This window comes from Shewanella sp. NFH-SH190041 (genome assembly GCF_024363255.1).
Taxonomy (GTDB): domain Bacteria; phylum Pseudomonadota; class Gammaproteobacteria; order Enterobacterales; family Shewanellaceae; genus Shewanella.
Window position 1 is genome coordinate 3,220,949 of the sequence record NZ_AP026070.1, and the last position, 16,945, is coordinate 3,237,893.

The 16,945-nt window shown below is 47.0% G+C and carries 16 protein-coding genes and 2 tRNA genes; 10 read left to right on the forward strand and 8 right to left on the reverse strand.

Annotation, left to right across the window (positions count from 1 at the left end; translation table 11 throughout):
* Positions 1-8: 8 nt before the first annotated feature.
* Positions 9-725: a tRNA (guanosine(46)-N7)-methyltransferase TrmB gene (gene trmB, locus NFHSH190041_RS14305; RefSeq protein ID WP_261922441.1), complete on the reverse strand. Its 717-nt coding sequence runs from the start codon at positions 723-725 to the stop codon at positions 9-11.
* A gap of 279 nt (positions 726-1,004) precedes the next feature.
* On the opposite strand from trmB, the gene mutY reads away from it, so the two are divergent.
* Positions 1,005-2,066 (forward strand): A/G-specific adenine glycosylase, encoded by a 1,062-nt coding sequence (mutY, locus tag NFHSH190041_RS14310; RefSeq protein ID WP_261925139.1) that lies wholly within the window; start codon positions 1,005-1,007, stop codon positions 2,064-2,066.
* A gap of 10 nt (positions 2,067-2,076) precedes the next feature.
* Complete coding sequence (locus tag NFHSH190041_RS14315) at positions 2,077-2,355, forward strand: oxidative damage protection protein (protein WP_261922442.1); 279 nt, start codon at positions 2,077-2,079, stop codon at positions 2,353-2,355.
* Positions 2,356-2,420: 65 nt separating this feature from the next.
* On the opposite strand, the gene NFHSH190041_RS14320 is transcribed toward NFHSH190041_RS14315, so the two are convergent.
* From NFHSH190041_RS14320 to NFHSH190041_RS14330, 3 genes are read right to left on the reverse strand one after another with little or no spacing between them, the layout of a single operon-like run.
* Positions 2,421-2,879 (reverse strand): MarR family winged helix-turn-helix transcriptional regulator, encoded by a 459-nt coding sequence (locus NFHSH190041_RS14320; RefSeq protein WP_261922443.1) that lies wholly within the window; start codon positions 2,877-2,879, stop codon positions 2,421-2,423.
* Positions 2,860-3,975 (reverse strand): DUF2955 domain-containing protein, encoded by a 1,116-nt coding sequence (locus NFHSH190041_RS14325; protein ID WP_261922444.1) that lies wholly within the window; start codon positions 3,973-3,975, stop codon positions 2,860-2,862. Before NFHSH190041_RS14325 ends, NFHSH190041_RS14320 begins: the two co-directional genes overlap by 20 nt.
* Complete coding sequence (locus NFHSH190041_RS14330) at positions 3,915-4,964, reverse strand: HlyD family secretion protein (protein WP_261922445.1); 1,050 nt, start codon at positions 4,962-4,964, stop codon at positions 3,915-3,917. The genes NFHSH190041_RS14325 and NFHSH190041_RS14330 overlap by 61 nt, the downstream gene beginning before the upstream one ends.
* A 331-nt stretch (positions 4,965-5,295) precedes the next feature.
* Here NFHSH190041_RS14330 and NFHSH190041_RS14335 point away from each other — a divergent pair.
* From NFHSH190041_RS14335 to NFHSH190041_RS14360, 6 genes are all read left to right on the forward strand, one after another.
* Positions 5,296-5,371: transfer RNA gene (locus NFHSH190041_RS14335), tRNA-Phe, on the forward strand.
* Between the two features lie 6 nt (positions 5,372-5,377).
* A tRNA-Thr gene (locus tag NFHSH190041_RS14340) sits at positions 5,378-5,453 on the forward strand.
* A gap of 198 nt (positions 5,454-5,651) precedes the next feature.
* Positions 5,652-6,482: a phospholipase A gene (locus NFHSH190041_RS14345; protein ID WP_261922446.1), complete on the forward strand. Its 831-nt coding sequence runs from the start codon at positions 5,652-5,654 to the stop codon at positions 6,480-6,482.
* A gap of 223 nt (positions 6,483-6,705) precedes the next feature.
* Complete coding sequence (locus tag NFHSH190041_RS14350) at positions 6,706-7,164, forward strand: peptidylprolyl isomerase (RefSeq protein ID WP_261922447.1); 459 nt, start codon at positions 6,706-6,708, stop codon at positions 7,162-7,164.
* Positions 7,165-7,402: 238 nt separating this feature from the next.
* Complete coding sequence (locus NFHSH190041_RS14355) at positions 7,403-8,149, forward strand: DUF2076 domain-containing protein (protein WP_261922448.1); 747 nt, start codon at positions 7,403-7,405, stop codon at positions 8,147-8,149.
* Between the two features lie 630 nt (positions 8,150-8,779).
* On the forward strand, positions 8,780-9,901 hold the full coding sequence (locus tag NFHSH190041_RS14360) for a patatin-like phospholipase family protein (RefSeq protein ID WP_261922449.1): 1,122 nt from the start codon (positions 8,780-8,782) through the stop codon (positions 9,899-9,901).
* A 130-nt stretch (positions 9,902-10,031) separates the two neighbouring features.
* Here the strand turns inward: NFHSH190041_RS14360 and NFHSH190041_RS14365 are convergent, their stop codons facing one another.
* From NFHSH190041_RS14365 to NFHSH190041_RS14375, 3 genes are read right to left on the reverse strand one after another with little or no spacing between them, the layout of a single operon-like run.
* Positions 10,032-11,096, reverse strand: a complete 1,065-nt coding sequence (locus NFHSH190041_RS14365) for a DUF4056 domain-containing protein (RefSeq protein WP_261922450.1) — start codon at positions 11,094-11,096, stop codon at positions 10,032-10,034.
* Positions 11,096-12,229: a BamA/TamA family outer membrane protein gene (locus NFHSH190041_RS14370; protein WP_261922451.1), complete on the reverse strand. Its 1,134-nt coding sequence runs from the start codon at positions 12,227-12,229 to the stop codon at positions 11,096-11,098. Before NFHSH190041_RS14370 ends, NFHSH190041_RS14365 begins: the two co-directional genes overlap by 1 nt.
* The gene (locus NFHSH190041_RS14375; RefSeq protein WP_261922452.1) at positions 12,226-13,107 is read right to left on the reverse strand and encodes a virulence protein; all 882 of its coding nucleotides are present in this window, start codon (positions 13,105-13,107) and stop codon (positions 12,226-12,228) included. The genes NFHSH190041_RS14370 and NFHSH190041_RS14375 overlap by 4 nt, the downstream gene beginning before the upstream one ends.
* Positions 13,108-13,239: 132 nt before the next feature.
* Here NFHSH190041_RS14375 and NFHSH190041_RS14380 point away from each other — a divergent pair, with 132 nt between their 5' ends.
* Positions 13,240-13,839 carry a TetR/AcrR family transcriptional regulator gene (locus tag NFHSH190041_RS14380; protein WP_261922453.1) on the forward strand — a complete coding sequence of 200 codons (600 nt, stop codon included), beginning with the start codon at positions 13,240-13,242 and terminating at the stop codon, positions 13,837-13,839.
* 12 nt (positions 13,840-13,851) lie between these two features.
* On the opposite strand, the gene NFHSH190041_RS14385 is transcribed toward NFHSH190041_RS14380, so the two are convergent.
* Complete coding sequence (locus tag NFHSH190041_RS14385; RefSeq protein WP_261922454.1) at positions 13,852-15,798, reverse strand: monovalent cation:proton antiporter-2 (CPA2) family protein; 1,947 nt, start codon at positions 15,796-15,798, stop codon at positions 13,852-13,854.
* Positions 15,799-16,020: 222 nt separating this feature from the next.
* Here NFHSH190041_RS14385 and NFHSH190041_RS14390 point away from each other — a divergent pair, with 222 nt between their 5' ends.
* A complete protein-coding gene (locus NFHSH190041_RS14390; RefSeq protein WP_261922455.1) occupies positions 16,021-16,902 on the forward strand; it encodes a GGDEF domain-containing protein in 882 nt (293 codons plus the stop codon).
* Positions 16,903-16,945: the final 43 nt, after the last annotated feature.

Consider the following 16,945-nt stretch of genomic DNA (forward strand, 5'->3'; position numbering starts at 1 on the left):
CTGATGTTTTAGCAAGTTTTCTCAAACATCAGATCCCAAACACCATGACCTAAACGCTGGCCACGGGCTTCAAATTTAGTCAGTGGGCGATGATCTGGACGGGGAACATAGTCACCATTGGCAGATTGATTCTGATAACCTTCTGCAACGCTCATCACTTCCAGCATATGCTCAGCATAGTTTTCCCAGTCAGTGGCCATATGGAATACGCCGCCAACTTTAAGTTTACGGCGGATAAGCTGGGCAAATTCACTTTGCACAATACGGCGCTTATGATGACGCTTCTTATGCCAAGGATCAGGGAAAAACAGTTGTACCCGAGCCAGAGAGCCATCAGCAATGGCATGCTCCAGGACTTCCATCGCATCGTGATGATAAACCCGCAGGTTGGTCACACCGGCTTTACCGGCATCACTCAAACAGGCGCCGACACCCGGCTTATGTACTTCAATACCGATATAGTTCAGCTCAGGTGCATTGTGTGCCATCTGAACCAAAGACGCCCCCATACCGAAACCAATTTCCAGCACGGTATCCGCTTCGCGGCCAAATACCTGATTAAGATCAAGGGCCTCGGAGGAATAATTCAGTCCCATGGTCGGCCACAGTTCTTCAATAGCCTGTGCCTGTCCATTGGTCAAACGACCTTCTCTTAATACAAAGCTTCTGATCTTACGCAGATACTTGCCATCTTCATTAAACTCAGCGGTGGTCACTTCGCTCATTTTTGCCTCGTCGTTACTGGCGCCCAAACACGGAAAAGAAGGGCATTATCCAAAGTTAACCTGCTAGCGCAAGCTTTTCAGCCCCCCGGACATCATTTTTTCCTCCCCGCCACCATTCACCAGTGACAATATGTCAAACTCCAGAAAAAATCTGTCTTGTTACCAGTCAGTTGGCTACCCGTTGCCAGGAACATGAAATTCCCACCTTCTGGCTTGTCAGTCAGCGCCATGCTGGCTACACTGCCGACGCCCTTTTATGGCCAGTATTTTGGGAACTTTATGACCACACAGGCTTCAGACAGCACTTTTTCTAGCAGAATCATCCAATGGTACAATGCCCATGGCCGCAAGCATCTGCCATGGCAGCAAGATAAGACCCCCTATAAGGTGTGGATTTCTGAAATTATGCTGCAACAAACCCAAGTGGCCACCGTCATCCCCTACTACGAAAAATTTATGGCCCGCTTTCCCGATGCGGTCAGTCTAGCTAATGCCGAAGCCGATGAAGTGCTGCATTACTGGACGGGGCTGGGTTATTACGCCAGAGCCCGTAATTTACACCGGGCAGCCCAAATTATTCGTGATCAGCTTAATGGCCAGTTTCCCACAGATTTTGAGCAAGTATTGGCGTTACCCGGTATTGGCCGCTCCACCGCAGGAGCGGTTCTGTCACTATCTCTGGGGCAACATCACGCCATTTTAGATGGCAATGTCAAACGGGTGCTGGCCCGTCATGGTGCCATCGCCGGTTGGCCTGGTGAAAAAGCCGTAGAGACCCAGCTGTGGCAGTTAACAGAACAACTGACGCCGAGGGATGAAATTGAAAAATACAATCAAGCCATGATGGATATCGGCGCGACCATCTGTACCCGTAGCAAACCCAGCTGTGAACATTGCCCGGTTGCCCTCGACTGCCGAGCTCAGCGGCAAGGGCGGCAAACCGAATACCCGGGGAAAAAACCAAAAAAAACCATTCCCGCCCGCAATGCATTTATGGTGCTGCTACGTCACAGCGATACGGTATTGCTAAATAAACGTCCACCAGCCGGGATCTGGGGAGGGCTCTGGTGCCTGCCACAATTTGATACGCTGGCCAATATGAACGCTTACCTAGCAGATCAGGGCATCACCCAAACGCCTCAAGAATTTGCCGCATTTCGACATACCTTTAGCCATTTTCATCTGGATATCAGCGCTTATACGGTAACCGTCGACGATAGCTTTGACAGCCGGATAATGGAACCGGAAGGGACTCTTTGGTATAACATTCATCAACCTGAAAAAGTAGGTCTGGCTGCAGCAACCGAAAAGCTGCTCAGCGGACTGATATCTGAGTATTGAAGGAGTAACCATGGCTCGCACCGTTCACTGCGTTTATTTACAAAGAGAAGCAGAAGGGCTGGATTTTCAGCTCTATCCAGGGGAGCTGGGTAAGCGCATTTTTGACAACATCAGTAAAGAAGCTTGGGGCCTGTGGCAAAAAAAACAAACCATGCTCATCAATGAAAAAAAACTCAATATGATGAACGTGGATGACCGTCAGTTCCTTGAAGCACAGATGACTGATTTTCTATTTGAAGGTAAAGACGTAGCCATTGAGGGTTATGTACCGCCAAAAGAAACCGAGTAATACCGAATCAAAAATCAAAATAAAAGCGCCCATTGGCGCTTTTATTTTGATTGGCTTATACACGGTTATTCATGGACCAGAATATCTTCCCGAACTAATTTACGGCACAGCCCCAACAGCAGTTTATTTTCTTCTTCACTCAAGCCACCAAAATAATGGCCGGTGATATCTGCCATCAACACATTGGCTTGTTTCAAAACAGCCAGCCCTTCTTCTGTCATCGCCAATAACTTGGTTTTACGGTTCTGGGCCGACTTTGCAGCAAACACTATGCCGCGCTTAATACAGTTATCCACCAAACGTTTGGTCACTGAGCGCTCCCGCAGCAAAGTATCCGCCAGCGTCTGTTGGGAAATCTGTCCCATGGCGTCCAGTACCCTCAGGGCGCCGTACATCTCGATGGTAATATGGAACTGCTGCTGCAGTTCATGGGTAACCATGCACCGGTACTGTTTGTAGGCCAGTCCCATCACAAAGGGGGTGCTGGCAAACAGTTGTTCGATTTTATCCTTTTGGATCTGCATTGCCCTTTTTCTCGGTTAACAGATGCAGTGCAAACATTATGGCCAGGGTCACACTCAGCTGCCAGCCCCGCAGATAAGCCCCTTTCAGGGTCATTCCGCTTTGACTGATATACAGCTGGATTGGCAAAATCGTGGCCAGCAAGGCATCTGCCTGAATCGTCCTGATATCGCCGCTGCTCTGCTCTACGGACCAGACAAACAGGTACACCAGAACAGCCAGACACAGGATATAAAAGCTTATAATATCCTGATGACCGGAAAGGAAAAAGGTAAAGAACACTGCTAAGGAGCATCCACCTACCTGCGTCAGCAATCGACGTTTAACATCACTCACATATCCCTGCCATGAAACCTGGGTGGCAATGGCAATCACAGGTACTAAGCAAAACAGCGCCGACATCATATCCACTATCAGCAAAAATGCCGTTCCTGTGCCGATTAACCCTAAGGAAATTGCCCGCTGTTTAAAAGTGACCCGCTGGGGCTGAAACTGATAATGAGGCTGTGGCTCCGCGGATGGGATCAGCCAAAACATCAACTTAGTGACAGAGATACAGATTAATACTGCCAGACAAATTTCCCGCAGATTAGCCGGTAAATCAATCCGGTTACCCTGCTGTGCCATCACGATATTCAGCACCCAGATAAAAATGGGCACCAAGATGCCAGCAACTTTTATCGGGGTATCGGCTCTGCGCCTTAGCCAGTCAAAATAAAACAGGCTAATGGTCCAGACAATAAAAGGGTGGGACTGAAATAACTCTGACAGCACTACGGCACTGGCAGCTGACAACACACTGGGCAGCAGCATTTTTACCATCAGTGGCAGATGAGCCTGTTTTAGCCGTATCACCAATACCGCTGGGAAAAAAGCCAGATACACGGGCGCGGTAAAATTTAAAAACTTTCCCAGCACCATACAGGTCACAATAATAAAAGTGCCCCGTACAGCCCTAAAATCGACTAAACGTTCCAGCCAATGGGTCAACTTCGCCAACTTGCGATTGAGCGTTTGGATACTCATAGCCATTAAACTCAATACAGATAACGCAGGTAACTGAGCAATGACATCCAACCACTGGCAACATAATGCCATACGCCCTTGGCTGGCAGCAGCATAACACTGGCTTTAGAGCCAGAAATTAAGCCATTTTCAATACTCCCAACCGTTAATCGGGCGCGGATATTTTGGTGCTCGCGTATCCAGCGATTGTTATTGACCACCACGGCTAACTTGCCTTGAGTATTGGACGGATCAAATACAGCATCATCAAGATTGCTCAACTTGGCTGGAAAAACCTTACCCGGATAGGCATCAAACACGACTAATGCCTGGGCACCGGCTTGTAATAAAGGCAGCCCGCGCTCATTAAAATCGGCATTAATCCAATCGTGCGTCGGCTCGGTCATCAACATGGCAGTACTGCCTTTGCTGATAAAAGTACCAGCACTGAGTTGCAAATTGGTCACTACGCCATCAGCACCCGCTAACACTTGGGTCTTTGATAGTTGAAGCTGAGCCTGAGCAACGGCATTTTTTGCCGCATCGACTCGGCTGTTATGGCCATTAAACTGATACTGCAGTTGTAATTTATCGATACTGGCCTTGGCCATATCCACAGCTGTTGCAGCCAACTCAGCCTGCTGGGTCGCATCATCCAATTTAGCCTTACTCACCAAACTGTGCTGCCCCAGAGCCTGTAAGCGCTTGAGATTACGATCCGCATTTAACTGCTGGATCTGGCGCTCTTTAAGAGTAGCCCGCGCAATCTCTAATTCTTTCAAGGTGGTTTGATTAGCCTGTAATGCCGACTCTAACTGACTATGCGCTTGAGATAATGCCAATTGATAAGGTTTAGCATCAATACTGAACAGTAATTCACCCTGAGTAACACGCTGGCCATTATGTACCGCCACCTGAGTCACCACACCTGACACCTCGGGAGCTATCTGCGCCACAGCTTTGCTAACACTGGCTTGGGTTGTGAACGGAGCCTTTACATCAGATGCAATCAGAAACACTGAAAACAGTGCCGTCATACTCAACAGGCTGTAGATCACATACTGGTAGAATTTCTCGCTCACTTTGTTTCACCTGCAACAATAAAAGGGGCACAATGTACTCCTGATAAGTTGTAGTTACAACAAAATTTATATTAACTGTCCTTAATATAAATCCGATTAATTTTTATCCGCACAGGGTAATAAAATGACCCGGTTCTCACAGTCGCTCACACTTTTTAGCACAATAATTCATCATCTCTAGCCTTGTGATGACCAGTTAGTTTAATTACTAGGCAAACACGCATAATCTAATAGAAAAGTACTTGCATCAATTCACAGCAAGCACTTATGATACAGCCACTTTGATGCGGAGCAGTCTGCAGCAAAGAGACGATTGGCTCTGACGCCAATTGCCCGAATAGCTCAGTTGGTAGAGCAGAGGATTGAAAATCCTCGTGTCCCTGGTTCGATTCCGGGTTCGGGCACCACCATTCGCCGGCATAGCTCAGTTGGTAGAGCAACTGACTTGTAATCAGTAGGTCCCGAGTTCGACTCTTGGTGCCGGCACCATACAAACAAAAAAGCCACTCACTGAGTGGCTTTTTTGTTTGTATTATTCGTTCATACACAAGACAACATTTATCAGCATTCTCTCTTCTAAATACTGCCCTTCCATTGCCAAATAGTTTAAATATATTTAATGCCTGACACACAAACTTAGCAGGTAGACTAAATTAATACTTAAACCCCACGCTGCTATTGCCTGTTATGCCCAGTTTCATCCCCAAAACCATACTACTTATTATTCTCTGTGGGCTTTCGCCATTAAGTTACAGTAAGCCTCAGGCGGATTTTTCCCCGCAAACGGATCAATTTACCCTTACCCCCTATGGCGATAATTATGCATTGCCATTTTTCTATACTACCGACCCCAACCAGGAATACTTTTCCCCGCAAAATCCCAATGGGAACGATATCAATAAAGCTAATTTTCAATTTCAAGTTAGCCTGAAATATGGCTTGGCCAGCAATGTCTTTACGGCAAATGATGGTATCTACTTCAGCTATACCCAAATTGCTAATTGGCAGGCATATGACCGGTCAGCTTATTTTCGTGATACCCAATATCAACCGGAACTGTTTTGGGTGTTCAACCAGGATATAGATGCCTCAGGGTGGAATTGGCATTACACCCGCTTTGGCTTTATGCACCAATCCAACGGTAAAGGCGGACATTTTGAGCGCAGTTGGAACCGATTTTTCCTCGAAACTCAATTTGGTAATGACAATGTTGATATTACTATCCGGCCATGGGTGAGATTACAAGTAAAGGGACATTATGATTACAACCCCAATATTGAAAAGTATATGGGTAATGGTGATATTCAATTCAGATGGCAACCTGGTCGACATATTCTGAAATTAACACTGCGAAACCAGATTGAGAGTGGTCTGTCTCGGGGCTACGAGGCGCTCAGTTGGCAATTCCCTCTTTATAAAAAATTACATGGCTATTTGAAGCTAGAAAGTGGTTATGGCTTTACCATTTCAGATTACGATTTTTATGATAATGCGGTAGGTATCGGTATCTCGCTATAACAATAAACAGATACTTCACGACATCTCGAGCAAGCCTTGCAATGATAAGATTAATAGTGAAACTGGAAAAATTACCATTAATTACCCATGCTAAGTTTCACCACAAACTTTCAACATGTTAGCATTATTGCAACAGCCACCCATTATGGGTGAATATATTCGGAAGTGCTGTACAGGCGGCGGTTATTCCGCACCCATTCATGCCGAACCAAAGGACGGCCACATGATCACAGAAAATAAAGTAGTCACCATTGATTATAGTGTCACTGACGAAACTAATCAGGTTATCGACAGCTCAGAAGGACGTGAACCGCTAAAATATCTGCATGGTGCGGGCAATATTATTCCGGGATTGGAGCAAGCCTTAGCGGGTAAACAGGCTGGCGATGTATTTGAAGTTACTGTTGTTCCAGAGCAAGCCTATGGCCAATACAATCCAGCCCATGTGCAAAAGGTACCAGCGGATGCATTTCAAGGGGTAGACAACGTCGAAGTTGGTATGTCATTTACTGCTCAGGGTGAAAATGGCAATTTTCAGGTTCGGGTCACAGCAGTTGAAGGGGATCAAGTCACAGTTGATGCCAATCATCCACTGGCAGGAAAAACCCTTACTTTCCGCGGAACAGTGCAAGAAGTACGAGATGCAACGGCAGAGGAAGCAGAGCACGGACATGTGCACTAATCACTCTCTCATTGAACAACCGGCTACGGCCGGTTTTTTTTATATCCATTATAAAATTAGTAAATAATTAGAAAACATATAGTTGCAAAGATATTAATTCTCATTCATGCATTAATGTGCTGCTAGTTTGATGCGTTAAACAGGCTATAATGAAATGTCATTGGGATCCTGGGCGTCGGGGGAGCAGGATTGATGAGACAGGCCCGTGACAGTAGTAATTAGTTGAAAGGTAAAAATAATGACCCCACAAGAAAAAGATCTTATTGCAAATGTTGCCCGTAAATTAAAGGACAGCCCAAACAAGCCTAAAGATGCTGAAGCTGAGCAGTTTATTAACAGCGAAATTGCCTCTCAACCGGATATCGTTTACAAGCTGACTCAAGCAGTATTAGTGCAAGAAATGGCACTGAAAGAGCTGAAGCAGAAAAACGATTATCTGCAAGAAAGCACCGATTATTATCGTGACGAATCTCAACGTGGCTCACTGAGCAAGATGTTTGGCGGCAGTCGTCCTGCCCCTGTACCACCTCAACCAGTTTCTCGCCCTAGTGCGTTTGGCGGCTTTATGCAAACAGCTGCTGGTGTTGCAGCCGGTATGGTTGCCGGTAATCTGATCAGCAATATGCTGTTTGATCATGATACCCCAGCTGCAGAAACTGCAGCAGCGCCTGCTGCTGATGCCGCAACTGAGACTGCTGCAACAGATACTGCGGTGCCAGCGGCTGACCCTAGCAGCGCAGCGACTGAAACTGCGGCGGCAGATACAGGCTCTGACAGTGGTTTTTTGAACGGTAATTCAGGTTTCAGCTCTGATTACACAGATCCAGGATTTAGCGGCGACAACGGTTTTGGGAGTGATTCAGGCTTTGGCGGCGATGATATGTTTGCCAACAATGATAACACTGACTCAGGTTTCTTCGGTGGTGACAGTGGTGACTCCGGCTTCTTTGGTGGCAGTGACGACTTCGGTGGTGATGACTTCTAATCGCTGACACAAGCTCTTCTCAGCTAGCAGATTTATCCCCTGTTAGCAGTGCTATTTAATCCGGTGCCGGCTTACCTGCGCACCGGATTTTTATTGTCAAAAGCCATTACCGCAAACAAAAATAATTCTCATTTGATAAGTTCCCATATATACTACGCTAATTGTTACTTTTAACGGGAGCCAAAATGTCATCTGCAATACAAGCTATGCTGACCCTGACACGTTCAGCTTGGAAAACTGACCGCCAATCTAATGCAGTAGAAAAAGTACCTCACTAAGTGTCAAAAGTGTCATCTATTTCAAGTTAAAAATTATACTCGTAAGAAGCTTTCTCTATCCAAATGCATAAGTTATCGATAGTAGTGCGCGGTAAATGACAACTGCTATCTTAGCGTTATGATGCCAACAAAGTCGCACTTGTTATCCACCATAGATTGCTTTAGATTGCTTTCTTAATGCTCTTGGCATCACATCATCAATTCAGTTAACGCAGCTACCCAGTTAACATTGCAACTAAATTAACATGGAAAGATAGCTAAGGGTGCTACTAAGCAATATTGCATGCTTGCTTTTTAGCGTAAAAAAATCATTAATTAAGCTATTGGCTCTAAGCACACGGATGGCATCATATTGGCAGGCACCACAGCATTAGTATTGGGCGGTGGCGGAGCCCGGGCAGCTTATCAGGTCGGGGTATTAAAAGCGCTGGTACAGTGCTACCCACGTAATCACCATATCCCATTTAACATTATCTGCGGCACATCTGCCGGAGCCATCAATGGTACTTCCCTTGCAACCCACGCATCTTGTTTTCATTTAGGGGTCAGAAAACTGGAATGGGTCTGGCGTCATATGCAGACCAGTCGAATTTATCGGACCTCAGGCCACTGCCTATTAGGTCACTTGCTGCAGATGCTACTCAGGGTTATGCAACCTAGCCATGTTAATACCGATGCCAGCAGTCTGCTTGATAATGAACCGCTGCGACAATTACTCAATGAGTTGATTGATTTTGAAAGGATTGATCGCAATATTCAGCGCGGCGCACTGCGGGCGCTAAGCGTTGAGACATCATGCTATAACAATGCAGGTTCCATTACCTTTTTCCAAGGTAATGAACAAGCCGGTAACTGGCGGCGGGCCCGAAGACAGGGGCGTCGCACCCGACTCAACACGGAGCATCTGTTAGCCAGTGCCGCCATTCCACTTATTTTTCCCTCAGTCAAACTGGGACAGCATTATTTTGGTGACGGTTCAGTCCACCAATTGGCGCCATTATCCAGCCCCGTCCACTTGGGGGCAGATAAAATCATGGTGATAAATCTCGACAGCCCTCACAAGTATTCACGCAAAGAAATGGCCTATCATCCTAAAGCAGCATCACTGGCAGGCCATCTGCTGGATACGGTGTTTTCCGATACGTTAAATAGTGATTTGGAGCGATTGGAGCGGATTAACAGCACGCTGACATTAATCCCGCCAAATAAACGCCAACAGCTAGCATTGCGGCCAATAGAAACATTAGTACTCAAACCCAGCGAAGATTTGAGCCAAGTAGCCGCCCCTTTCTATCTTGATATGCCCTTACCCATCCGCATGTTGCTGCGCGCGATGGGCATTATGCAAGCATCTGACTCAAGCCTAGGTTCTTATCTCCTGTTTGAGCAGCGTTATACCAGAGCATTGATTACCTTGGGCTATCAGGATGCCATGTGCCAAATTGACGATTTACGCCACTTTTTTGAGCTATAACCATCACGCCAGCATTATTTTAATGGCGGCATAGCTTAAGTTCATATGCGCTTTTTGTGCCGTGTAAACTAGCAATTATGCCAGATAGGCTTGGAGAATTGCACTATCTGGCTATCGGCTAACATGGCCGTTAAGTAGACTGATTAATATCCGCATCCGGGCGAAGTTTAAGGTCTTGATTGCGGGCGAAGTTTGCTAGCGTTTGGAATTGCTGCTCCGTCCAGTAAGGCTGATTTTTTAGCGCCTCAGGCAATACCGCAAAAGATGACTCACTATCGGCTGGAACCAAACGCAGCTCCACCAGCAAGCTATCCTGCAATTGCAGCGGCATCCCGGTAGTTGTGCCATGGGGATATCGGGTCAACGCCAGATTGTAATCCCGTTTACGCAGTACCCATTTGTTAGGTAAACGCTCATGACTGTCCCACCAGTTACCATCCAGAGCATCAATTCGTTGTTCTGTCGCCACTTTACTCACCACATCCAATTGACGCAGTGTCTGCTGCAACGCTTGTTGTAAGGCATAGCTAAATGCAGCGACATCCATCTTGGGCTGCTGCTGCAACACTTGCATCGCAAGTTTGGCTCCCAGCATATTGGAGTAGAGATCTTCTGGCGAAAACGCAGAGGCTAACTCAGACCAACCACTCACGGATGTCATACCAAACCACTGGGCAATTTCATGCCACTGAGCTAACTCAAATGCCATTAATCCAGCGAGTTTAATGCCCTGCTGACGTTTTTCCGCTTCAGTACGTAATTGACCGTCAGTATGTAATACAATTTGCCGATGGCGCAGCTCATCAGGCAAATCCAAGGTGAAACTGCTACCCACTTCAGGCCAAAGTTTTTGGTAAAGATAATAGGTGTAGTCTGCTGTATCACGCACATGGGCTGTATCAATAAACCCACCCTTGTGGGTATAAAGCAAACCATTTTTTTCATCAGACATACCAAGCAAACTACCTGTCACACCCTGCTCACCATCATTGTAAATATGCTTACCTAAACCATCGGGTGACAGTACATTTTCTAGCGAAAAAAAAGGGACCGGCATCCAGCCAAGCTCAGCTTTTAAATCTGTGCCAAAAGCACAACAGGGACGCACACCTGCAGGCGCCTGTAATGCCCATGCTGGTAGTGATGTACTGATTAGGATTGCGGCTCCCAACAGGCCATTAATAAATTTCGCCATCAAAACGCTTCATTGATTTGAAAATAAAATCCGGTGGTATCTTTACCTACACCGAAATCAAAACGGATATTGACCCTTGGCTTAAATGCCAACCGGTAACCAATACCGATAGTGGGCAACCATGCTTGATTAAACAACTGCTGACGCTCAGAGGCAACATTGCCACCACCGAGCCAATACACCAGACCATGACGCCCGGCCAAATGCTGACGCAATTCAATCTGCCCACTGAGCTGATATTTATCCCGATATTGTCCCTGATAGTAGCCCCGCATCCGGCCATCAATCCCTATCTGTGACATGGCAAACCAAGGCACATCGCCACTTAGCCCCTGGCCATATAGCTCCCAAGCTAACACTAAGTTTTTACTCAGCGCACTATATTGGCGGTAATTCAAAATTAAACTGTCATAGCTATGATCAGAGCCTAATGCAGCGTTATAGCTTTCATACACAGCGCTGAGCAATATTCCGCTGTAGGCGTTGAGAGCAAAATCCCGGCTATCATAAGCGAGCCCCAAGCTAACACCACTGGTATGGGCATCTTGAGTCTGCGCCGGGGTTAACGCTGACCCAGTCGTATGAATATTGCTGTAAGATTGAAAATCCCACCCCAAGGTTGCATAGGTATGGGTCAACAAGCGATAAGATATTTTGGGTGATAGTTGCAGTATTTGAGACTCAACTTCAGATTTATTCTGCTGCTGTTCGGCTGCGCTACGCCCAATGCCCCAATAATCGCTTGGTGCATGGCTTATCCAACCATCAACAGATAACCGAATACTGTCATCACTAAAATACGTACGATTCTCGACCCCCAAACCATAAGAGCCTGAGGTCGACACGTAAGATTTGATACTGACACTGGAAATTTGCGTATCAGCCTGACGGCCTGCAGGCGAATATAACCCAATTGCTGCAACGCCGAGACCAAAGCCCTGCTTTGGGTTAACAAAAGGGCCGGGCAATACGCCCCAGTCAATGCCCTTCTCCTGTGACAACGAATCACTGGCACCAAAGGTTTCCAGTAGTTTATCCAACCAGGATGGCGGGGAAGATGCCTCCGCAGCGATACAAGCGTTGGAAAACACCAAGGTCATACACAGACCCAAAATTGAGGTTAGCTTCTTCAAAAACGGTATTCCAATGACAACATGGCACTGCTACGACCGCCAAGGCCCGCCTCACCAATTAGTGAAAAATCTTGTTTAAATTGATACTGAAAGCCCACTAAGGTATTCCAAGGGGTACACAAATGCTGTTGTACTTCAAACCGCCCCTGGCGATCCTTATCCACTAAGCCCAGCAAGGCGCCCAGTTGTGGCCCCAGATCAAGTTTATGGATATAACCAGTCAGATCTTGTTCCACATCCTGATACATACCCCCCACCCAGACTTTCAGCGGCACCCCCATGTCGGTAAAGTTATACCCGACCCGAGGAGACAGCACAAAAGCATCAATTTCACCGTCAATCACAGTCAGGCGAGTTTCGGTCAAGCTGGCATCGACCAAGGTAAACCAATTGCCTGTCCCCCCAGCCACCACAACACCAGCACCAAATAGATCCCCATCAAGATCCAACTGAAAATCAAATGAGCGGTTGATAGCCACTTTCTTAGGAAAAAAAGACGACGTGGGAAGATTAAGCTTATTAATGGTAACTCGAGTGGCCGATGTTCCTTTCATTTTGCCGCCGACGGCGTACAAATTTAGAAAAGGTAAAACCCAAACATCGCCCCTTACGGTAAACACTTGGCTATCTTGGCTACCCGGCGCGGCAGAAATATCAATAAGGTTATCCGGCAGTGGATTACCCAAAAATTTTAATCCTGAAAAAGCAATTTTATCGATCACCACATCCTGATCCACATGCATGGCACCGATACTCACGCCATAGGGGCTAGGCAGAGTGTAACCCTGTTCTCGGGCTTCTTTGGCAAACAGCGGCAATTCAAACGCGCTGGCCTGAGCACAACATAGCATTAACCCGAGTCCAGCAAGATATTTCATTGAGCCGTTCCTATATAGAAGCTTCCATTGAATGCAGCGAATTTTATGCAGTGCCCCACAAAAAGTAAACTCATTAGTGTACTTTTGTGATCTGTGGTGATAAGTTGAGCAAAATTAATATTGACGCCGGTTATGAAGCTTTCTGACAGAAAAAAACTGGATATCCTTGATGCCGCAGAAACAGAATTTTTGCAACAAGGATTTGAACGAGCCAACACAGATGCAATAACGCAATTGGCGCGCGTCTCAAAACGAACACTCTACCGTCATTTCAACAGTAAAGAGACTTTATTCACTGCTGTACTCCACCGGCTCCATGACAGAATGCGCGATCCCAAAGGGCCGGTATTCAATGCAGACATGTCGCTCTATTCACAACTGCTTATCTTGCTACAGCATGAAAGCCAATGTCTGTACCGCACCTACAGCATTCCCATGCTACGCATGATTATGGTGGAGTTACTGCGCCAACCGGAATTAGCACGGGAAATCATTGAAGATATTTATGACAGAGATACCTTATTCTCTGACTGGTTAGCCAGCGCCGCAGATGCCGGCATGTTACAGATCACAGATTTAGAGGTAATGAGCCAGCTATTACAAGGTATGTTTAATGGGCTATTGCTTTGGCCGGCACTGATGACAGATGGTGAGCTGCCCTCCCGATCAGCATTGAAGGTTAGTTTGGCAGAAATTGCCCGGGTATTTGTTGCTGCATACGGCAAGGAATAACTACTTTTTATCTTATCCCTGCAACAGGTACTGCTCTGCCCGTTCCACCCGGCGGGGCTTACCTTGCAGCAATAAAATATCACCACTGCAAAGCTGCCAATGGCCAGCCCATTGCGCCATCTCTTCACCATTGCGTCGAATTGCCTTCAAATCCACTTTCAGTTTATCCCAAGGGATCTCACACAACTGTTGCCCTACGGCTGCAGCGCCATCAGGCAAAGACACGGCATGCAACTGCTCTAAGGTAAAATCCGATTCTGTGCCACTGAAAAAACCATGCAGATAGGGGTAGTGGTTGCGGCGCTCAGACTCGAGCCGCTTAAGGATCCGATTTAGGGGAATACCACATTGAAATAGTACCTGGGAGACCAGCATCAAACTGCCCTCCAGCGATTCAGGGATCACCTGAGAAGCTCCTGCCTGCTCCAATTGCTGCAGACTCTGATCATCCCGGGTACGTACCAAAATAGTCAGTTCAGGGGCCAATTCCCGACATAAATGCACTACATTCTCTCGCGAGCGAGAGTCACAAAAAGTCACCACTAAAGTCTGGCTATTACGGATCCCCAACTGTTTTAAAAGGCTTCGCTTACCGGCGTCACCATAATATACCGGCTCTCCTGCATTTTTCGCTTCAGCCACCCGGGTGGGGTCCAGATCCAACACCACAAAAGGCACCGCCTCTACCTTGAGAAAACGCGCAATCGTCTGACCAACCCGGCCATAGCCAAGAATAATAACTGTCTCTTTTTGCTTTATCTCGGGAATATCCGGCTCTTGCCAAGGACTATTATCCAAACGCGACTGAAGCCTTCCCCCCAGTTCCGCACTGTGGCGCACCAACCAAGGGGCGATAGCCATAGACAGCACAGCCACCATCACTAACTGTGTACTGATACTCATATCCAGCAATTGGTAATTCACCGCCAGAGCCAGAATAACAAAACTAAACTCACCGACTTGGGCCAAGGTCATCGCCGATGTCGCCGCGATTCGGATAGGTTCTCCCCCCAGACGCAGCAACAGATACACCACAGCGCCTTTGCCCATGACAATGGCAACCAGCAATAACAAAATCTGCCACCAATTATCCCAAACCATCTGAAAGTCCAGTAGCATGCCAATGGAAATAAAAAACAACCCCATCAGCAAGTCGCGAAATGGCTTAATATCCGCCTCAAGCTGTCGCTTGTACTGGCTTTCTCCCAGTAGCATCCCTGCCATAAAGGCACCCAAAGCCATCGACATTCCCATCCACTGGGTAAAGGCCCCTGTCACTAAAGCCACCACTAAAGTGGAAAGCACAAACAATTCATTAGAACGCGCCCGAGCCACTTCATCAAATATTCGTGGCAGCGCCCATTTCCCGGCAGCCATCAGAATCACAAATACGACAATGCCCTTAAATAACCCCAGAGCAATATCCTGATATGCCAGCGCTTCTCCATCACTGGCTAACAGTGGTAGTAAAATAAGTAACGGAACAACCGCTAAATCCTGAAATAACAGCACACTGACTGACAACTCGCCATGACGACGACGCAGCCAGTTCTGCTCATTCAATAATTTCAGCACAATTGCAGTAGAAGACAGGGCAATTGCAGCGCCAATCACAATGGCCGCGGTTACATCCTGTTGAAAATACCAAGCCGCCAGCGCACTGACCAATGCAGTTAATGCTACTTGGGCAGCCCCAAGACCAAATACAGTTCGACGCATGGCCCATAGGCGGGGTAAGGAAAATTCCAGTCCAAGACTAAACATCAGCAACACAACGCCCAGCTCTGCCACTGAGTGCATCTGGGCTTGGGAAAACCAACTAAAACCACTAGGGCCACTGACCACACCCGTAACCAGATAAGCAAGAATAGCCGGTAACCCCAAGCGACGAAATAGGGCTATAGCAGCAATGGCGATCACCAGCATCATCAACATTTGAATCAGAAAGCCATGTTCCATCAATGGTTCTCCTGCCGGTGTTAACTCAATACCCATCCCAAACCATACTGCTATCTGTTATACCAGAGTCAAAAATACGGCGCAAAACATAGATGTAAGGACTTACAGATTAACTTAATGACAAATAAAGACAAATTTATTTAACATTTATTGCAGCACGCTCTTTGCTTTGAACTCACTAGGACAATTCACCGGTTGTATGACAATGCGGAGGTCGAAACAATGAACATAGGGCTTGCAACTGAAGCGTATGCCAACAATTCTGTCGGACATGGGCAAATTTTCCATATGGAACAGGCCAATGGCCCGGATTTACTCCAGATAGCCCAAAAGCTACATGCAAGTTTGGATCCCGGGACTGTGTTTAGTAGTTTTGCTCGAACGCTCGGCCAAATATTGCCGCTGGTCGGCATTAATATGCACTTGCAAGGACAACGTTTTCAGTGGGGACAGCAAGGGAGCCTACATCTTAATCGCAGTACCAGCTGGGAAAAGGACAATGTTAAATTTGCCTATCATCTGCAGGCCCCACTCGGTGCATCACAGATTAGTCTGTTGAGTAAACTGGAACATCTATTGATGCAGCCACTGCGTAATGCTTGGCAATATCAAAATATGTCGCGTCAAGCCATGCTGGACAGTCTGACAGGACTGGGCAACCGTCGTGACTTTGAGCGGTCAGTCAGCACAGCCACGGCTAAAGCACGTCGCACGCTGCAACCATTGTCACTGTTGATCCTCGATTTGGATAAATTCAAACAACTGAATGATAACTGGGGGCATCCCCTTGGCGATCAGGTGCTCAAGGCCTTCGGGGAACTGCTCAGTAATGGCGTTCGCAGCGGCGATCAGGCCTTTCGGCTAGGCGGGGATGAGTTTGTCATTTTGCTTGACGGCGATTTAGCTGGCTGTCGGGTATTATGCAACCGGCTGCTAAACCGCTTACGGGAAAATAATCTACTCAGCCAATATCAAGTGCAAATCAGTATCGGCGGCGCCAGTTATCATGGCAGTATGACGCCAGAGCAGTTTTTCAAACAGGCCGATGATGCACTTTACCAGGCCAAAAATGGCGGCCGTAACGGTTATGCTCTGGCGGAGTAAATCCGCAGACCTCACCCATAAATTGCATCACAGGGGCTCAGTA

What these genes read in the sequence shown, in the direction of transcription:
- NFHSH190041_RS14375 (WP_261922452.1), bottom strand. Translation starts at nt 13,107, where the DNA reads ATGAAATATCTTGCTGGACTCGGGTTAATGCTATGTTGTGCTCAGGCC.
- trmB (WP_261922441.1), bottom strand. Translation starts at nt 725, where the DNA reads ATGAGCGAAGTGACCACCGCTGAGTTTAATGAAGATGGCAAGTATCTG.
- NFHSH190041_RS14390 (WP_261922455.1), top strand. Translation starts at nt 16,021, where the DNA reads ATGAACATAGGGCTTGCAACTGAAGCGTATGCCAACAATTCTGTCGGA.
- NFHSH190041_RS14325 (WP_261922444.1), bottom strand. Translation starts at nt 3,975, where the DNA reads ATGGCATTATGTTGCCAGTGGTTGGATGTCATTGCTCAGTTACCTGCG.
- NFHSH190041_RS14355 (WP_261922448.1), top strand. Translation starts at nt 7,403, where the DNA reads ATGACCCCACAAGAAAAAGATCTTATTGCAAATGTTGCCCGTAAATTA.
- NFHSH190041_RS14365 (WP_261922450.1), bottom strand. Translation starts at nt 11,096, where the DNA reads ATGGCGAAATTTATTAATGGCCTGTTGGGAGCCGCAATCCTAATCAGT.
- NFHSH190041_RS14350 (WP_261922447.1), top strand. Translation starts at nt 6,706, where the DNA reads ATGATCACAGAAAATAAAGTAGTCACCATTGATTATAGTGTCACTGAC.
- NFHSH190041_RS14385 (WP_261922454.1), bottom strand. Translation starts at nt 15,798, where the DNA reads ATGGAACATGGCTTTCTGATTCAAATGTTGATGATGCTGGTGATCGCC.
- mutY (WP_261925139.1), top strand. Translation starts at nt 1,005, where the DNA reads ATGACCACACAGGCTTCAGACAGCACTTTTTCTAGCAGAATCATCCAA.
- NFHSH190041_RS14315 (WP_261922442.1), top strand. Translation starts at nt 2,077, where the DNA reads ATGGCTCGCACCGTTCACTGCGTTTATTTACAAAGAGAAGCAGAAGGG.
- NFHSH190041_RS14380 (WP_261922453.1), top strand. Translation starts at nt 13,240, where the DNA reads ATGAAGCTTTCTGACAGAAAAAAACTGGATATCCTTGATGCCGCAGAA.
- NFHSH190041_RS14345 (WP_261922446.1), top strand. Translation starts at nt 5,652, where the DNA reads ATGCCCAGTTTCATCCCCAAAACCATACTACTTATTATTCTCTGTGGG.
- NFHSH190041_RS14320 (WP_261922443.1), bottom strand. Translation starts at nt 2,879, where the DNA reads ATGCAGATCCAAAAGGATAAAATCGAACAACTGTTTGCCAGCACCCCC.